Genomic DNA, 12522 nt, shown 5'->3' with positions numbered 1-12522 from the left:
AGAATGCACCATGTCGATCCTGTCATCCATTGGTCGCATCGCGACCGAATATTCGGCGGCACGCACCCGCGCCCGGACCGAGCGCGTGCTTCGTTCGCTGCCGATCGAACTGCGCAAGGATATCGGTTGGCCCGAGACAGCCGATGGCTGGGCGAACCGGCCGTTCGGGCTGATCGCCCGTGCGAATTCGCTGAACCCGTAAGCTGCCCCAACAAACGAGAGGAGCCCCCTATGAACGACACGACAGCACAGACCGAATACCCCCGCCCGAAAGTGCTTGGTGGATTGATCGCCTATCTGCAGGTGGATGGCGCCGTGAAGGCCGCTGAATTCTACAAGCATGCCTTCGGCGCCGAGGAAGTGTTTTCCTATCCGCCGGATGAACAGGGTCGCACCATGCACATCCATCTCTATGTCAATGGTTCATCGCTGATGCTAAGCGATGCCTTCCCCGAGCATGGCCATCCGCACAAACCGGCTCAAGGCTATACGATGCAGCTCATCCTTCAGGCCGACAATATCGACGGCTGGTGGAAGCGCGCGGTGGAAGCCGGTTGCGAGATCGAGAATCCGCTGGGCGACATGTTCTGGGGCGACCGCTGGGGCAGCCTGCGCGATCCGTTCGGCATCAACTGGGCAATGAACGCCCCCAAGTAGCCAGAGGCCGACCTCACGTCAGGCTGGCTTCCAGCCGCCGGGTCATATCCCCAGATGATCCGGCGGTTTGTCCTTCAACGAGCGCTACTTCAGCCGCTCGATCAGCGGATTGAGCCGCTCGCCGTAGCGTTTCCAGAGATCGACGGAGCCCTTGTACATAGGCTGGCGCACCTGAGCGGCCGAGGCCGTGCGCACCTGCCGCTCATTCTCGTGGAACGACAGCACCGCTTCACTCCACGGCAGGCCGAGATAGTCGATCAGCGCCCGGCTCTGACCTTCTTGATCGGCGACGAAATCCTCATAACGCACATCATGCACGACACCCGGCAGAACCGCGTGCCAATGTGCCATCATATCCACATAGAGATTGTGGAAGTCGGCCAGCTCGGTGAGATCGTAGCCATAGAGATGGCCATCGCCACGGAAATGCGACTTGAAGATCGACAGGCATGTCGCCACCGCATTGCGGCTGCAATGCACGATCCTGGCCTTCGGCAACATCAAATGCAGGAAGCCGACCAGCAGGAAATTGCCCGGCATCTTGTCGGTGATGTGTTTGAACCCTGGATAGCGGGCATGCAGCATGTCGAGATAGTCGTGCCCCGCGTCGGCAAAGGCCTTGCCCGGCATGTCGGCGATGCCCGCCGGGAAGCCGCCCTTCATGTCGAGTGGAAAACCCTTGCCGACGGCCGTCTTCAGGATGGTCAACTCGCCTGCGCCGAACACCTGCGGATGGCTGGCGATGATCTGTTCGACCAGCGTCGTACCCGAACGCGGCATGCCGACGATGAAGATGGGTGCATCGTCCTCGATGGTGCTCGGCTTGTGTATTTCGAAGAACTCGTTGGTGAAGGTCGCCTTCATCGCCTCGAATTCTGCGCGCGTCCTTGCGCCGTCATAGGAGATGCCCTTGCGGCGGATCGCGTTGCCCTCGGCGAAATAGTCGAAAGCCTTGTCATAGATCTTGAGATCGTCATGCAGTTTGCCGAGACCGAAGGATAGCTGCATGCGTGCCAGACTGTCGGCCGGCGCCTTGGCGTGTTGTGCTTCCATGGCGGCAAGTTCGTTGTCAGGCTCGCGTTGTGGCTTCACCTGCGAAAGCATCATCCAGGATTTTGCCTGAGCCGGTTCCGCCGCCAGCGCGGTGCGGAAATGGTTGGCCGCCTCGGCCAGGCGCCCTTTCTCCATCAGCCCGACGCCGTAGCCATGGTTGAGGTCGGCATCCTTTGGACGGATGGTCAGCGCCTCGCGGAACGTGGCGAGCGCGTCGTCCAGCTGGCCAGCCTCCTGCTGTGTTTCGGCGAGCGCGGCCCTTGCGCGCATATGGAAGGGATTGCGACCGATCGTGGCCCGGAAAACTTCCTCGGCGGCATCGAAATGGCCGATCTGGCGCAGTGTGGAACCGAGGTTTTCGCGCGCTGCAGCGTGATCGGCCTTTGCGGCAACCGCTTTACGGAACTGGTCGGCAGCAGCAACCGTGCGGCCGGCATCGCGCAGCACGGTGCCATAGTTGTTGAGAAAATCGGGGTTGCGAGGTTCAGCACGCAGCGACTGTTCAAGCAAGACAAGTCCTTCGGTGCTGCGACCAGTCTGGTGGAGCAAGAGCCCGAGGAAATGCGCCGCAGCCGAATGACCGGCCTTGGCGGCAAGAACTTGCCGATAAAGGCTTTCCGCTTCTTGCAGCCGCCCCGTCTGGTGCAGTTGCAACGCCTCGGGCGACGGCCCGATCAAGATCGCCCCCCCGTGGAGGCTGCCCGGAGCCGCCTGCCCCGCCCTTTGCGCCTTCGCGCCGTCTCAACGCCCGGTTGATGGGACACCTGCCTTGTTCGTATGAGCCTGTTGCGACCTAGAGCGTTTCCGTTTTTAACGGAAACGCGGAAACGCTCTAACTCTTTGTTTTTACGCAATTCCAGACGCAAAACCGCTGCGCACTTTTGCTGGAATTGCTCTAGGCCATCCGGCAGGCGCTTTCAAGCGCGGCGTGCTAAGGGGCGCCCACCGCCATCGGCAATGGGCGCTTGCAGGTTGATCAGCACGGCCCGTCGTCGACGACGCGCCAGCCTGCGGCACGCGCTTCACAGCCATTCGGGAAGGTCTGCAATTGTCCGTACCGGCGTGCACAGACCGGGGCATATTCGCGGGTGCAGAACTGCGGGCGGTCATCGCCGTCATCCCAGCCGCCGCCGCGGCACTGGCCGTCACCGATGACGCGATATCCGGAACGCCGTGCCATGCAGGCGTTGGCGAAGGTTTGCCTGTCGCCGCCACGCCGCGCACAGACGGGTTCGTATTCGCGCGTGCAGAATTGCGGCCCCGGGCCTGGATAGGGCGGACGCGGCCGAAGTCCCGGCCCCTCATCCACCACAACGGTACAAGCCGCCAGAACGATCGCCAGAACCGCCAGTGCGAGGCTTTGCGGCCGCAGGAAGAATTTCAGAAATGTCATGGCCCTCTCTCCATCACCCCCAAACCGGCGCATGCGCCGGTAATACAACGCCGCGACCGCGGCGCTGTATTATTCCCGATTGAATAGACGTTGCGGAAGCTTACGCAAGCGCCACGTCCTGCCGTGGTGAACGGCCCGGCTTGGGCTCTGCACCTATCTTTGCCGGTCTGTGGCAGATGACCTCGGCTTGCCTAAGGTCTAGTGCGAGCGCAGGCTGGGAGCCAAGCAACCTGCTCCAGCTTGCAACGATCACATTTCCGTGCGATAGATTCCGTGTTCGGGCATTTGCGACCCGGAGACTGGAACGTTTGAACGACCCTTTCCCCGATAATGTGAATCTCTGACAGCCCCGTTTTTCGGCGGGGGGTTTTGTCATGCGCAAATGCATGAGCGCCGAAAAAACCACCGGGAACTGCCCATCGGCGCAGGACGAGGGCGGAACCCATCCTTGAACGGGTGAGGAGTTATTCCAATGGCCCAGACCGGTACCGTAAAGTTCTTCAACTCCACCAAAGGCTTCGGCTTCATCACGCCCGACAACGGCGACAAGGATGTCTTCGTTCATATTTCAGCAGTCGAGGCCTCCGGCCTGCGCACGCTGCTGGACGGACAGAAAGTCAGCTTCGAAGTTGAGCCTGATCGCAAGGGCAAGGGACCGAAGGCGGTCAATCTGACCGCAGCTTAAGACAGCGCCCGATCAGCGCGCGGCAACAAATCCGAAAGGCGTGGCGGTTTTCGCCGCGCCTTTTGTCTGACCGCCCAAGCATTCGCCGGTCGACGGCTAACCAACGGCAAAAGTTTTTCTTGCCGATACCGTCAAAATAAACGACAAATTTCCACTCTGGGTCACCATGTGCCCGGAGACTGGACTGATGGGGTTCACAAGGAGTTTCCCATGCCGCAGACCGGCACTGTCAAATTCTTCAATCATGCCAAGGGCTTCGGCTTCATTACGCCGGACGACGGAGCAAAGGACGTTTTCGTTCATATTTCCGCGGTGCAGGCATCCGGGCTTCCTGCTCTTGAAGATGGACAGAAAGTGACTTTCGACACCGAGCCGGACAAGCGCGGCAAGGGTCCCAAGGCGGTCAATCTGACGGTCGGTTGAGCCGATCCGTTACGGACGACCTCGATCGACTGAGCATTGCCCATCGCAAAATGGCGCGGTGGGGCATCTTTGACAGATTTTCGCGGCAGCGATTTCGTTCAGCCTCCGTTCAGCCACGACCGCCTATTACTGGCTGCAAGACCGGACGACGCCTCCGAAAGAAGCGGGCGAACCGGAACGAAGGAGACCGTCATGAACCGATTTGTCAAAGCCGCCATCCTGTCCGTTGCCGTCGGCGCGACGACCCTGGCAACCTTTTCCCCTGCGAGTGCAGATGATTGGCGCTGGCGCCGTCATCACCGTGATCGCGGTGGCGATGCCCTGGCAGCCGGTGTTGTCGGCCTCGCGGCCGGCGCGATCATCGCAGGCGCCCTGTCTCAGCCGCGCTATCGCGAACCCGCCTATTACGACGACTACGATCCGTATTACGAGCCACGGCCCCGCTATGTCGTGCGCCCGCGGCCCGTCGTGCGGCAATACTATTCCTACGCCGGCGTCGAGCCGTGGAGCCCGGAATGGTACAGCTATTGTTCGAACCGCTACCGTTCGTTCAACGCGCGTTCAGGCACGTTTACAGGATATGACGGCCTGCAGCATTTCTGCACCGCCAACTGACGAACACAGACTTTCAAGTCCGCTGTCCGATCCCAAAAGCGCCGCCTCCCCAGCGGCGCTTTTTTCACGCACTCGTCAGGGAATCGGGGCTCTGGATGTCAGACGAGGAAAGGGTTGGAGCGGCGCTCGTCCCCGAAGCGACTGCCGGGACCATGCCCGCACAGGAAGCCGATATCGTCCCCCAGCGGCAGCAGCTTTTCCTTGATCATGCGGATCAGGGTCTCGTGATTGCCGCCGGGAAGATCGGTACGTCCAATCGAGCCGTGGAAAAGCACATCGCCGACATGCGCAAAACGCGCCGCGCGATTGAAGAAGACGACGTGTCCCGGCGCATGCCCCGGACAATGCAGCACCTCGAAGCTGTGGTCACCGAACGACACCGTCTCACCCTCGGTCAGGAAACGGTCCGGCACGCAGTTGCGGATGGTGTCGGTTATGCCGAAACGGCGAGCCTGGTTCTCGAGATTGTCGAGCAGTGACCGGTCGTCCTCATGCGGACCGATGATCTCAACGCCGAGCGCGTCCTTGAGGTCCATCGCACCACCGGCATGATCGATATGGCCGTGCGTGATCCAGATCGCCTCGACCGAAAGGGCATTGTCACGCACTGCCGCCAGGATGCGTTCGACATCGCCGCCAGGATCGATGATCACCCCAGCCTTGCTGTCGCCGTCGAATAGAATGGTGCAATTCTGCTGGAACGGTGTGACCGGCACGATACCGGCATTGAGCTGACCCATGATGGCTCCTTGATCACTTCCCTTCAACTAGAGGGCGAAGGCGTTCGCGTCCAGTTCGTCGACACAAGGGGCGGTCAGGGATCGGCAAATGCAATGGGCGGCCGAAGCCGCCCATTTTTGAAAACTTGAAGTGACTGCGCTTACTTTTTCATCGCGTTCATGACCAAGCCGATGATGCCCGTCAGGATTGCGCCACCGCCGGCGCCGCCGACGATGTTGTTAAGGTTAAGCGCGCTGCCCAGACCACCGACAGCTGCCGTAGCCGCAGCCGGGTCAACCGCGCCGCCGCCGAGCAGGCTGCCGAGGATGGCCGCGCCGCCAACACCACCAATGGCACCGCCGAGGATCTTGGGAAGCTGGGACATTGCCGCCTGCTGCAGCGCTGCACCCACCGCCTGACCGCCGATGATGCCGGTGACCACCTGGACGATGATCGGGAGAAGTGTTTCCATTCTTTAGTCCCTCCTTGGATGCCTGCCGCCGCAGGCAGACTACCGAAGTGAGACCGCGAATCGGCTGAAAGTCAAATGGCAGAAAAACGTGCGAACAAAAAAGCAGCGCATAACTGCCCTTTGAGCACAAACCGCCAAATTTCTTAGGCAGCGACGACTGCTTTTGCGGGTTGAACAGCGTTTGCATAGGCTTGCACGAGTGTTCTGCTCATGGCGCCCACGGCGAATCGATATTGGCCAACCTCGCTCACCGGTGTGACCTCCGCAGCAGAGCCTGTCAGGAAGCACTCCTCGAAGCTCGCGAGTTCTTCCGGCAGAATGGCGCGTTCGACGACCTCGATACCACGCTGACGCGCCAGATCCATCACGGTGCGCCGCGTGATGCCGTCGAGGAAGCAATCAGCGGTCGGCGTGTGCAGCTTGCCTTCCTTGATGAAGAACACATTGGCGCCGGTCGCCTCGGCCACCTGCCCGCGCCAGTCGAGCATCAGGGCGTCCGCATAGCCTTTGGCCTCGGCGAAGTGTTTCGACATGGTACAGATCATATAGAGACCCGACGCCTTTGATTTCGAGGGCGCCGTACGCGGGTCCGGCCGGCGATACTCCGCCCAGTCGAGTCTCAATCCGCGCATTTTCAGCTCCGGATCGAAATAGCTCGGCCATTGCCAGATGGCGACCGCGCAATGAATGCGGTTGTTCTGTGCGCCCACCGAAGTCTGCTCGCTGCCGCGCCAGGCGATCGGTCTGACATAGGCATCCTGAAAGCCCTGCATCTTCAGGAGGGCGCGGCACGCCTCGTCGATCTCAGCCACTGAATAGGGAATGGTGTAGCCGAGGATGCGCGCAGATTCATGCAGCCGTTCGCTGTGTTCGGTCAGCTTGAAGATCTCGCCGCCGTAAGCCCGCTCGCCTTCGAAGACGGCGCCACCATAGTGCAGACTGTGGGTCAGTACATGAACTTTCGCATCGGCCCATTGGATGAACCGGCCGTTCATCCAGATGGATCCATCCAGTTGGTCGAAGGGAACAGTCGTCATGGAATCCTCCCGGGCGCAGGCAGGCCTGCGCAGCGTTGTCACGTTGCGTTGCTGTCGATTCGGCTTGAGGGCGATCCGCGCGATGCTTGCGCAGGGGTCGGAGGCACATCGATGAAAAATGCGGGAAAGGCGTTGCCGCCTTGCCTTTTCGTGCGCAATCAGCCCTAAAGCTTATCGAAAATTACCACTGCCCGAAAAATACGTCAATAATGCTGACATATTTTTCGGCTAAACACAGGACCATCATGGCTAACCGCAAGACCGTTCGAGGAGCGCCGATCAAAACGCCGGTAGGCGGGCAGGACGGCATTGATTTCAGCCTCATCGAGCTGTTCTTTTTTGCCTATCGCGACTTTACCTCCGATCCCGACGAGATACTGGCCGACTACGGTTTCGGTCGCGCACACCATCGCGTGCTGCATTTTGTCAACCGCAGGCCCGGCCTCACCGTTGCGGAACTGCTGGAAGTGCTCAAGATCACCAAGCAATCCTTGGCGCGTGTGCTCAAGCAGCTCATCGACACCGATCATATCGTGCAATTGCCGGGTCCACGCGACCGCCGACAGCGCGAACTTTATCCGACCGAAAAGGGCCGTGCGCTGGCATTGGCGCTGGCGCGGCCACAGTCACGCCGCATCCATACTGCATTGGGAGATTCCGGTTTAGGGAACCGCACTTCGATTGAGTTGTTCCTAAAGGCGATGGTCAATCCGGAATTGAGGGCGCAGATTGATATCTTGCCCGCGAACCCTACCCAGCAACGATCAGGGGACGATGATGGAGAACATTGAGAGGACCGACAGGCCGCCCGCTCCGAATGACGATGCGCCGCATCTCCTGGTGGTCGACGATGATACCCGCATTCGCAACCTGCTGAAACAGTATCTCACCGAGAACGGCTTCCGTATCACCGTGGCTGGCAACGCCGACGAGGCAAGGCGCAAGCTGATCGGTCTCGATTTCGACCTTCTGGTGCTCGACATCATGATGCCCGGCGAAAGTGGTGTCGATCTGACCCGCTCGCTGCGGACCGACAAGAACGTGCCTATCCTGATGCTGACGGCGCTATCGGAAACCGACAACCGCATCAGCGGGCTCGAGGCCGGTGCAGACGACTACCTGCCGAAGCCATTCGACCCGCGCGAACTTATCCTGCGCATCAACAACATCCTGCGCCGCGGCGGCCCGGCCACCACACCGAAGGTCGAGCAGCTGGTGTTTGGCCCTTATACGTTCCAGATCGCCAAGCGCGAACTGAAGAAGGGTGGCGAGGCATTGAAGCTGACTGATCGCGAACAGGAGATCCTGGCGATCTTCGCTGCCCGCGCCGGCGAGACGATCCCGCGACATGAACTTGTCGGCGACGATTCGGAGGTGGGCGAGCGCACCATCGATGTCCAGATCAACCGTCTGCGCCGCAAGATCGAGCGCGATCCGGCCAATCCAGTCTGGCTGCAGACCGTTCGCGGTATTGGGTATCGGTTGAGCGTGGAATAGAATGCAGCGTCGCCGCTTCGGCAGCGGCATCGCGCAAACCGGTAGGTGAATGGCGACTTCGGAATTGCAGGGACCGCAACCGCAGGACGGACGCATCGCGCGCACGTTGGGTGCGTTGCCGCGCGGCTGGCGTAAATTCTGGCGCCTGGTTTCTTTCTATATGCCGAAGCGGCTCTATGCCCGCTCGCTGATCATCGTCATCGCACCGATGATCCTGCTGCAGTCGGTTGTTGCCTACGTTTTCCTCGAACGGCACTGGCAGCAGATGACCCAGCGCCTGTCGCAGGCGGTGGTGCGCGATATCGCCGCCGTCGTCGACCTGATGGAAACCTATCCGCGCGAAGCCGACTACGCCAACATCATCCGCATGGCGCAGGACCGCATGCAACTGAAGGTCGACCTTTTGCCCCCCGACCCACTGCCGCCGCCAGGACCGCGACCTTTCTTCTCCATCCTGGACGACGTGCTTCCAGCCGAAATCACGCGCCAGATCAATCGCCCCTTCTGGATCGATACCGTCGGCAACTCCAACGTCATCGAGGTGCGCATCCAGCTCGAAGACAAGGTTCTGCGTGTTTTCGTACGACGCAGCCAGGCCTATGCCTCCAACACCATCGTCTTCCTGATCTGGATGGTCGGCGCCTCGCTCGTGCTCCTGATGATCGCCATCCCTTTCCTGCGCAACCAGATCCGGCCGATCCTGGCGCTCACCGAAGCTGCGGAGAGTTTTGGCAAGGGCCGGCCGATGCCGCGCGATTTCCGGCCGCGCGGCGCCGAGGAAGTGCGGCGCGCCGGCTTTGCCTTCATCCAGATGCGCGAACGCATCGAGCGGCAGATGGAACAACGCACGGCAATGCTGACCGGCGTCAGCCATGACCTGCGCACCGTACTCACCCGCTTCAAACTGCAACTGGCATTGATCGGCGGCAAGCGCACCGACACCGAGGCGCTCAACCAGGACATCAGGACATGCAGTCGATGCTCGAAGGGTATCTCGCCTTCGCGCGCGGCGAAGCCTCGGAGGACCAGGGCGATTTCGACCTCGAAACCTATTTCCAGAAGCTGCGCGACGAAGCCGCTCTGCGCAAGCGCAAGCTGACCACCACGGTCAGCGGACCCAAGCTCGTGCATGTGCGGCCGAATGCCTTCGAGCGACTGCTGTCGAATGTCGCCGGCAATGCCTTCCGTTATGGCAAGACGGTCGAGATCAAGGCCGTCAACAGCCGCGGCGCGCTGGTGGTGACCATCGATGACGATGGTCCCGGCATCCCGGAGGACAAGCGCGAAGAAGTCTTCAAACCCTTCGTGCGGCTGGACGAAGCCCGCAACCTCGATGCCAGCGGCACCGGCCTCGGCCTTTCCATTGCGCGCGACATCGCACGGACCCACGGCGGCGACATTGCGCTCGAAGACAGTCCGCTCGGTGGCTTGCGCGCCATCATCAGAGTGCCGTCCTAGAGCAGTTCCAGCAAAGTACGGTTTCGCATCCGGAAAGCGGGAATGCTTTAGGCTCCGGAGCTTCGAGGCCGCCCCGCTCCAATTCATCGCCACGTCATGAAAACATGGTCAACAGCGCCCATGAAACGCGCGGTAGTCCATGATTCGATCTGGCGCCTGGATCCCGGCGTCCTGCCCGCCAGGCCGGACTGGCGCGAGGAATGGCTGTTGACTGGCCTTCCTTTCCGAACGCGCGCGCACAAAACCCACGGCATTGCGGCGAGGTCCCATGCGCATCCTGATGGTCACTGACGCCTGGCGCCCGCAAGTCAATGGCGTCGTTCACACACTGGAGCGGCTGACGGAAACCCTGAAGGCGCAAGGCGTCGAAACCCAGTTCCTGACCCCCAACACCTTCCGCACTCTGCCCCTCCCGACCTACCCCGACATCCGGCTGGCGCTGACCACGCCGCGCCATGTCGCCCGGCTGATTGCGGATTCGAACGCGGATCACATCCACATCGTCACCGAGGGCCCGCTGGGCATCATGGCGCGACGTTACTGCCGGGCAAACGGCCGCCCCTTCACCACCAGCTATCATACGCGCTTTCCTGAATATCTCAGCGCCCGCCTGCCGGTACCGGAACGCTGGGCCTATAACTGGCTGCGCGATTTCCACAATTCCGGCCAGGGCACGCTGGTCGCCACCCAGTCGCTGGCCGACGATCTGACCTCGCGCGGCTTCAACAAGCTGAAGCCCTGGACGCGCGGTGTCGATATCGAGCATTTCCGCCCCGACAAGCGCGGCGAGCTGCCCTTCCCACGCCCGATCTTCCTGTCGGTCGGCCGCGTTGCCATCGAAAAGAATCTGCCGGCTTTCCTCGATCTCGACCTGCCCGGCAGCAAGGTCATCGTCGGCGACGGACCGGAACGCACCAAGCTGTCGGCACGCTATCCCAACGCACATTTCCTCGGCCATCGCCCGAGCGGGGAACTCGCAGAAATCTACGCTTCGGCGGACGTTTTCGTGTTTCCCAGCCGCACGGACACGTTCGGCAACGTCATTATCGAGGCGCTGGCCAGCGGCACACCCGTCGCCGCCTATCCGGTGACGGGACCGATAGACATCGTCGGCGACGGCATCGGCGGCAAGGTCTCCGACGACCTGCGCCAGGCCTGCCTCGACGCCCTGACCGTGAGCCGGGCTGAAGCGCGCGAACGCGCAATGCGCTACACGTGGAAGGCCTGCGCTGACATGTTCATGGATACCGTCCACGAAGCGCTCGGCAGACGCGAGAAACTAGCGGCCTGATGCCGCCGAATTTCCAAGACGGACTTGGAGCGGTTCCCCGTCCGGAATTGCGTAAAACAAAGGGCTGGAGTGTTTTCGTTAAAAACAGAAACGCTCTAGAAGAGCCGGCCACCGTCAGGCACCTTGCGCTCGATCGCGCCAAGCACGACGTCGCCATCGCCATCGGGAAAACCGAGTGTCAGGACTTCCGACATGAACTTGCCGATCTGGCGCGGCGGGAAATTCACCACCGCGAAGACCTGCCGACCGACGACGCTGTCCGGCGAATAATATTTGGTGATCTGCGCCGAGGACTTCTTCACGCCGATCTCCGGCCCGAAATCGATCTTCAGCTTGATCGCCGGCTTGCGCGCTTCAGGAAAGGGCTCGGCCTCGACGATCGTGCCGGCACGGATGTCGACACGGTCGAAATCGGCAAAGGTGATCTCGGGTTTACGCTCGGTACTGGCAGTCATTTTTCTCGGCGATCAGGCATTGCCATAGGTTTCAAACAGCACGCTCGACAGTGCGTCCTTGGCCGAGGTGCCGGACCAGACGACGAACTGGAACGCCTGGAAGTAGCATTCGCACGCTTCCAATGCCGAGGACAACAGCACTTCCACCTGCTGGCTCGATGGCTCGACACCGCCGGCAAGCAGCAGCGACTGGCGGAACATGATCGCGCCTTCCTGCTCCCAAAGGTCGAAATGGCCGAACAGCATCTGTTCGTTGATCAGCGACAGCAGCCGCATCACCTCGAGCGTGCGGTTCTCGGGAACCTTGATGTCGAAAGCACAGGCGAGATGGAGCGCCTCGAAATCCTCCATCCAGGAAAATGACACGTGATAATCGGTCCAGGTTCCGGTCACCGAGATCGAGATTTCGTCGTCACCGGCCCGCTCGAAGGACCAGTCGTTGTTGTGCGCCACCTGCTCGATCACATCGACTGGATGGATCTCGCGGGAAAATTCGAGTTCGAGAAGTTCCATGGAATGCTTCCTGTCGTTCTGGGAGCGCCACCGCACGCTCCGCGGGGGAGGCACGCACAACGAACAAATGTTCTAGAACTCGGACGGCCTGGACTGCTCGACGCAACACCCCATGACCGGACCCCACCGCCCGGCGCATGACCCCGTTCCGAATCATGCAGCAAATTCAGTCTATTGATCGGGAGTCGCGTGACCAGCCCAATTTTTTGGGGCGGGCCATTCGCATGTGGAAAGCGGAGTCACAAAGAGTCAC

15 protein-coding genes and 1 pseudogene are annotated in these 12522 nt (G+C 61.0%); 9 read left to right on the top strand and 7 right to left on the bottom strand.

Annotated elements, in window-relative coordinates:
- Positions 1 to 10: 10 nt before the first annotated feature.
- Entirely contained in the window at positions 11 to 202 is a 192-nt protein-coding gene (locus ACFJIU_RS04070) for a hypothetical protein (RefSeq protein ID WP_101939646.1), read from the top strand.
- 29 nt (positions 203 to 231) lie between these two features.
- Positions 232 to 657, top strand: coding sequence for a VOC family protein (locus tag ACFJIU_RS04065; RefSeq protein WP_379067730.1), 426 nt, complete (start codon positions 232 to 234; stop codon positions 655 to 657).
- Positions 658 to 741: 84 nt separating this feature from the next.
- Here ACFJIU_RS04065 and ACFJIU_RS04060 read toward each other — a convergent pair whose 3' ends face one another.
- Both ACFJIU_RS04060 and ACFJIU_RS04055 read right to left on the bottom strand, forming a co-directional pair.
- Positions 742 to 2388 carry a tetratricopeptide repeat-containing sulfotransferase family protein gene (locus ACFJIU_RS04060; RefSeq protein WP_379067727.1) on the bottom strand — a complete coding sequence of 549 codons (1647 nt, stop codon included), beginning with the start codon at positions 2386 to 2388 and terminating at the stop codon, positions 742 to 744.
- A gap of 298 nt (positions 2389 to 2686) precedes the next feature.
- Positions 2687 to 3103: a Kazal-type serine protease inhibitor domain-containing protein gene (locus ACFJIU_RS04055; protein ID WP_379067725.1), complete on the bottom strand. Its 417-nt coding sequence runs from the start codon at positions 3101 to 3103 to the stop codon at positions 2687 to 2689.
- Positions 3104 to 3575: 472 nt separating this feature from the next.
- Here ACFJIU_RS04055 and ACFJIU_RS04050 point away from each other — a divergent pair, with 472 nt between their 5' ends.
- The 3 genes from ACFJIU_RS04050 (at position 3576) to ACFJIU_RS04040 (ending at position 4826) form a co-directional block, all read left to right on the top strand.
- Complete coding sequence (locus ACFJIU_RS04050; protein ID WP_129413846.1) at positions 3576 to 3788, top strand: cold-shock protein; 213 nt, start codon at positions 3576 to 3578, stop codon at positions 3786 to 3788.
- 210 nt (positions 3789 to 3998) lie between these two features.
- On the top strand, positions 3999 to 4211 hold the full coding sequence (locus ACFJIU_RS04045; protein WP_379067721.1) for a cold-shock protein: 213 nt from the start codon (positions 3999 to 4001) through the stop codon (positions 4209 to 4211).
- 192 nt (positions 4212 to 4403) lie between these two features.
- Positions 4404 to 4826 carry a BA14K family protein gene (locus tag ACFJIU_RS04040; RefSeq protein ID WP_101939641.1) on the top strand — a complete coding sequence of 141 codons (423 nt, stop codon included), beginning with the start codon at positions 4404 to 4406 and terminating at the stop codon, positions 4824 to 4826.
- 98 nt (positions 4827 to 4924) lie between these two features.
- Here the strand turns inward: ACFJIU_RS04040 and ACFJIU_RS04035 are convergent, their stop codons facing one another.
- The 3 genes from ACFJIU_RS04035 to ACFJIU_RS04025 form a co-directional block, all read right to left on the bottom strand.
- Positions 4925 to 5566: an MBL fold metallo-hydrolase gene (locus tag ACFJIU_RS04035; protein ID WP_379067718.1), complete on the bottom strand. Its 642-nt coding sequence runs from the start codon at positions 5564 to 5566 to the stop codon at positions 4925 to 4927.
- Positions 5567 to 5706: 140 nt separating this feature from the next.
- Positions 5707 to 6018 (bottom strand): hypothetical protein, encoded by a 312-nt coding sequence (locus tag ACFJIU_RS04030; RefSeq protein WP_379067715.1) that lies wholly within the window; start codon positions 6016 to 6018, stop codon positions 5707 to 5709.
- Positions 6019 to 6161: 143 nt separating this feature from the next.
- Complete coding sequence (locus ACFJIU_RS04025; RefSeq protein ID WP_379067712.1) at positions 6162 to 7055, bottom strand: branched-chain amino acid aminotransferase; 894 nt, start codon at positions 7053 to 7055, stop codon at positions 6162 to 6164.
- 245 nt (positions 7056 to 7300) lie between these two features.
- Between ACFJIU_RS04025 and ACFJIU_RS04020 the strand changes: the two genes are divergently transcribed.
- The 4 genes and pseudogenes from ACFJIU_RS04020 to ACFJIU_RS04005 all read left to right on the top strand — a co-directional run bounded on the left by ACFJIU_RS04020 (position 7301) and on the right by ACFJIU_RS04005 (position 11301).
- Positions 7301 to 7846 carry a MarR family winged helix-turn-helix transcriptional regulator gene (locus tag ACFJIU_RS04020; RefSeq protein WP_379067710.1) on the top strand — a complete coding sequence of 182 codons (546 nt, stop codon included), beginning with the start codon at positions 7301 to 7303 and terminating at the stop codon, positions 7844 to 7846.
- A complete protein-coding gene (locus ACFJIU_RS04015; RefSeq protein ID WP_326893995.1) occupies positions 7833 to 8552 on the top strand; it encodes a response regulator transcription factor in 720 nt (239 codons plus the stop codon). Before ACFJIU_RS04020 ends, ACFJIU_RS04015 begins: the two co-directional genes overlap by 14 nt.
- Positions 8553 to 8712: 160 nt before the next feature.
- Positions 8713 to 10010: pseudogene (locus ACFJIU_RS04010) on the top strand (ATP-binding protein).
- 268 nt (positions 10011 to 10278) lie between these two features.
- On the top strand, positions 10279 to 11301 hold the full coding sequence (locus ACFJIU_RS04005) for a glycosyltransferase family 4 protein (RefSeq protein WP_379067707.1): 1023 nt from the start codon (positions 10279 to 10281) through the stop codon (positions 11299 to 11301).
- A gap of 95 nt (positions 11302 to 11396) precedes the next feature.
- On the opposite strand, the gene ACFJIU_RS04000 is transcribed toward ACFJIU_RS04005, so the two are convergent.
- Positions 11397 to 11756, bottom strand: a complete 360-nt coding sequence (locus ACFJIU_RS04000; protein WP_379067704.1) for a tRNA-binding protein — start codon at positions 11754 to 11756, stop codon at positions 11397 to 11399.
- 12 nt (positions 11757 to 11768) lie between these two features.
- Entirely contained in the window at positions 11769 to 12269 is a 501-nt protein-coding gene (locus ACFJIU_RS03995; protein WP_054310552.1) for a YbjN domain-containing protein, read from the bottom strand.
- Between the last annotated feature and the right edge of the window lie 253 nt (positions 12270 to 12522).

Source organism: Mesorhizobium sp. UC74_2 (assembly GCF_042701485.1).
In the GTDB taxonomy this organism is placed as follows: Bacteria; Pseudomonadota; Alphaproteobacteria; order Rhizobiales; family Rhizobiaceae; genus Mesorhizobium.
This window is presented reverse-complemented; position numbering and strand designations above follow the sequence as displayed.

What these genes read in the sequence shown, in the direction of transcription:
- ACFJIU_RS04035 (WP_379067718.1), bottom strand. Translation starts at nt 5,566, where the DNA reads ATGGGTCAGCTCAATGCCGGTATCGTGCCGGTCACACCGTTCCAGCAG.
- ACFJIU_RS04030 (WP_379067715.1), bottom strand. Translation starts at nt 6,018, where the DNA reads ATGGAAACACTTCTCCCGATCATCGTCCAGGTGGTCACCGGCATCATC.
- ACFJIU_RS04025 (WP_379067712.1), bottom strand. Translation starts at nt 7,055, where the DNA reads ATGACGACTGTTCCCTTCGACCAACTGGATGGATCCATCTGGATGAAC.
- ACFJIU_RS04055 (WP_379067725.1), bottom strand. Translation starts at nt 3,103, where the DNA reads ATGACATTTCTGAAATTCTTCCTGCGGCCGCAAAGCCTCGCACTGGCG.
- ACFJIU_RS04070 (WP_101939646.1), top strand. Translation starts at nt 11, where the DNA reads ATGTCGATCCTGTCATCCATTGGTCGCATCGCGACCGAATATTCGGCG.
- ACFJIU_RS04050 (WP_129413846.1), top strand. Translation starts at nt 3,576, where the DNA reads ATGGCCCAGACCGGTACCGTAAAGTTCTTCAACTCCACCAAAGGCTTC.
- ACFJIU_RS04005 (WP_379067707.1), top strand. Translation starts at nt 10,279, where the DNA reads ATGCGCATCCTGATGGTCACTGACGCCTGGCGCCCGCAAGTCAATGGC.
- ACFJIU_RS04045 (WP_379067721.1), top strand. Translation starts at nt 3,999, where the DNA reads ATGCCGCAGACCGGCACTGTCAAATTCTTCAATCATGCCAAGGGCTTC.
- ACFJIU_RS04015 (WP_326893995.1), top strand. Translation starts at nt 7,833, where the DNA reads ATGGAGAACATTGAGAGGACCGACAGGCCGCCCGCTCCGAATGACGAT.
- ACFJIU_RS04000 (WP_379067704.1), bottom strand. Translation starts at nt 11,756, where the DNA reads ATGACTGCCAGTACCGAGCGTAAACCCGAGATCACCTTTGCCGATTTC.
- ACFJIU_RS04065 (WP_379067730.1), top strand. Translation starts at nt 232, where the DNA reads ATGAACGACACGACAGCACAGACCGAATACCCCCGCCCGAAAGTGCTT.
- ACFJIU_RS04040 (WP_101939641.1), top strand. Translation starts at nt 4,404, where the DNA reads ATGAACCGATTTGTCAAAGCCGCCATCCTGTCCGTTGCCGTCGGCGCG.
- ACFJIU_RS03995 (WP_054310552.1), bottom strand. Translation starts at nt 12,269, where the DNA reads ATGGAACTTCTCGAACTCGAATTTTCCCGCGAGATCCATCCAGTCGAT.
- ACFJIU_RS04020 (WP_379067710.1), top strand. Translation starts at nt 7,301, where the DNA reads ATGGCTAACCGCAAGACCGTTCGAGGAGCGCCGATCAAAACGCCGGTA.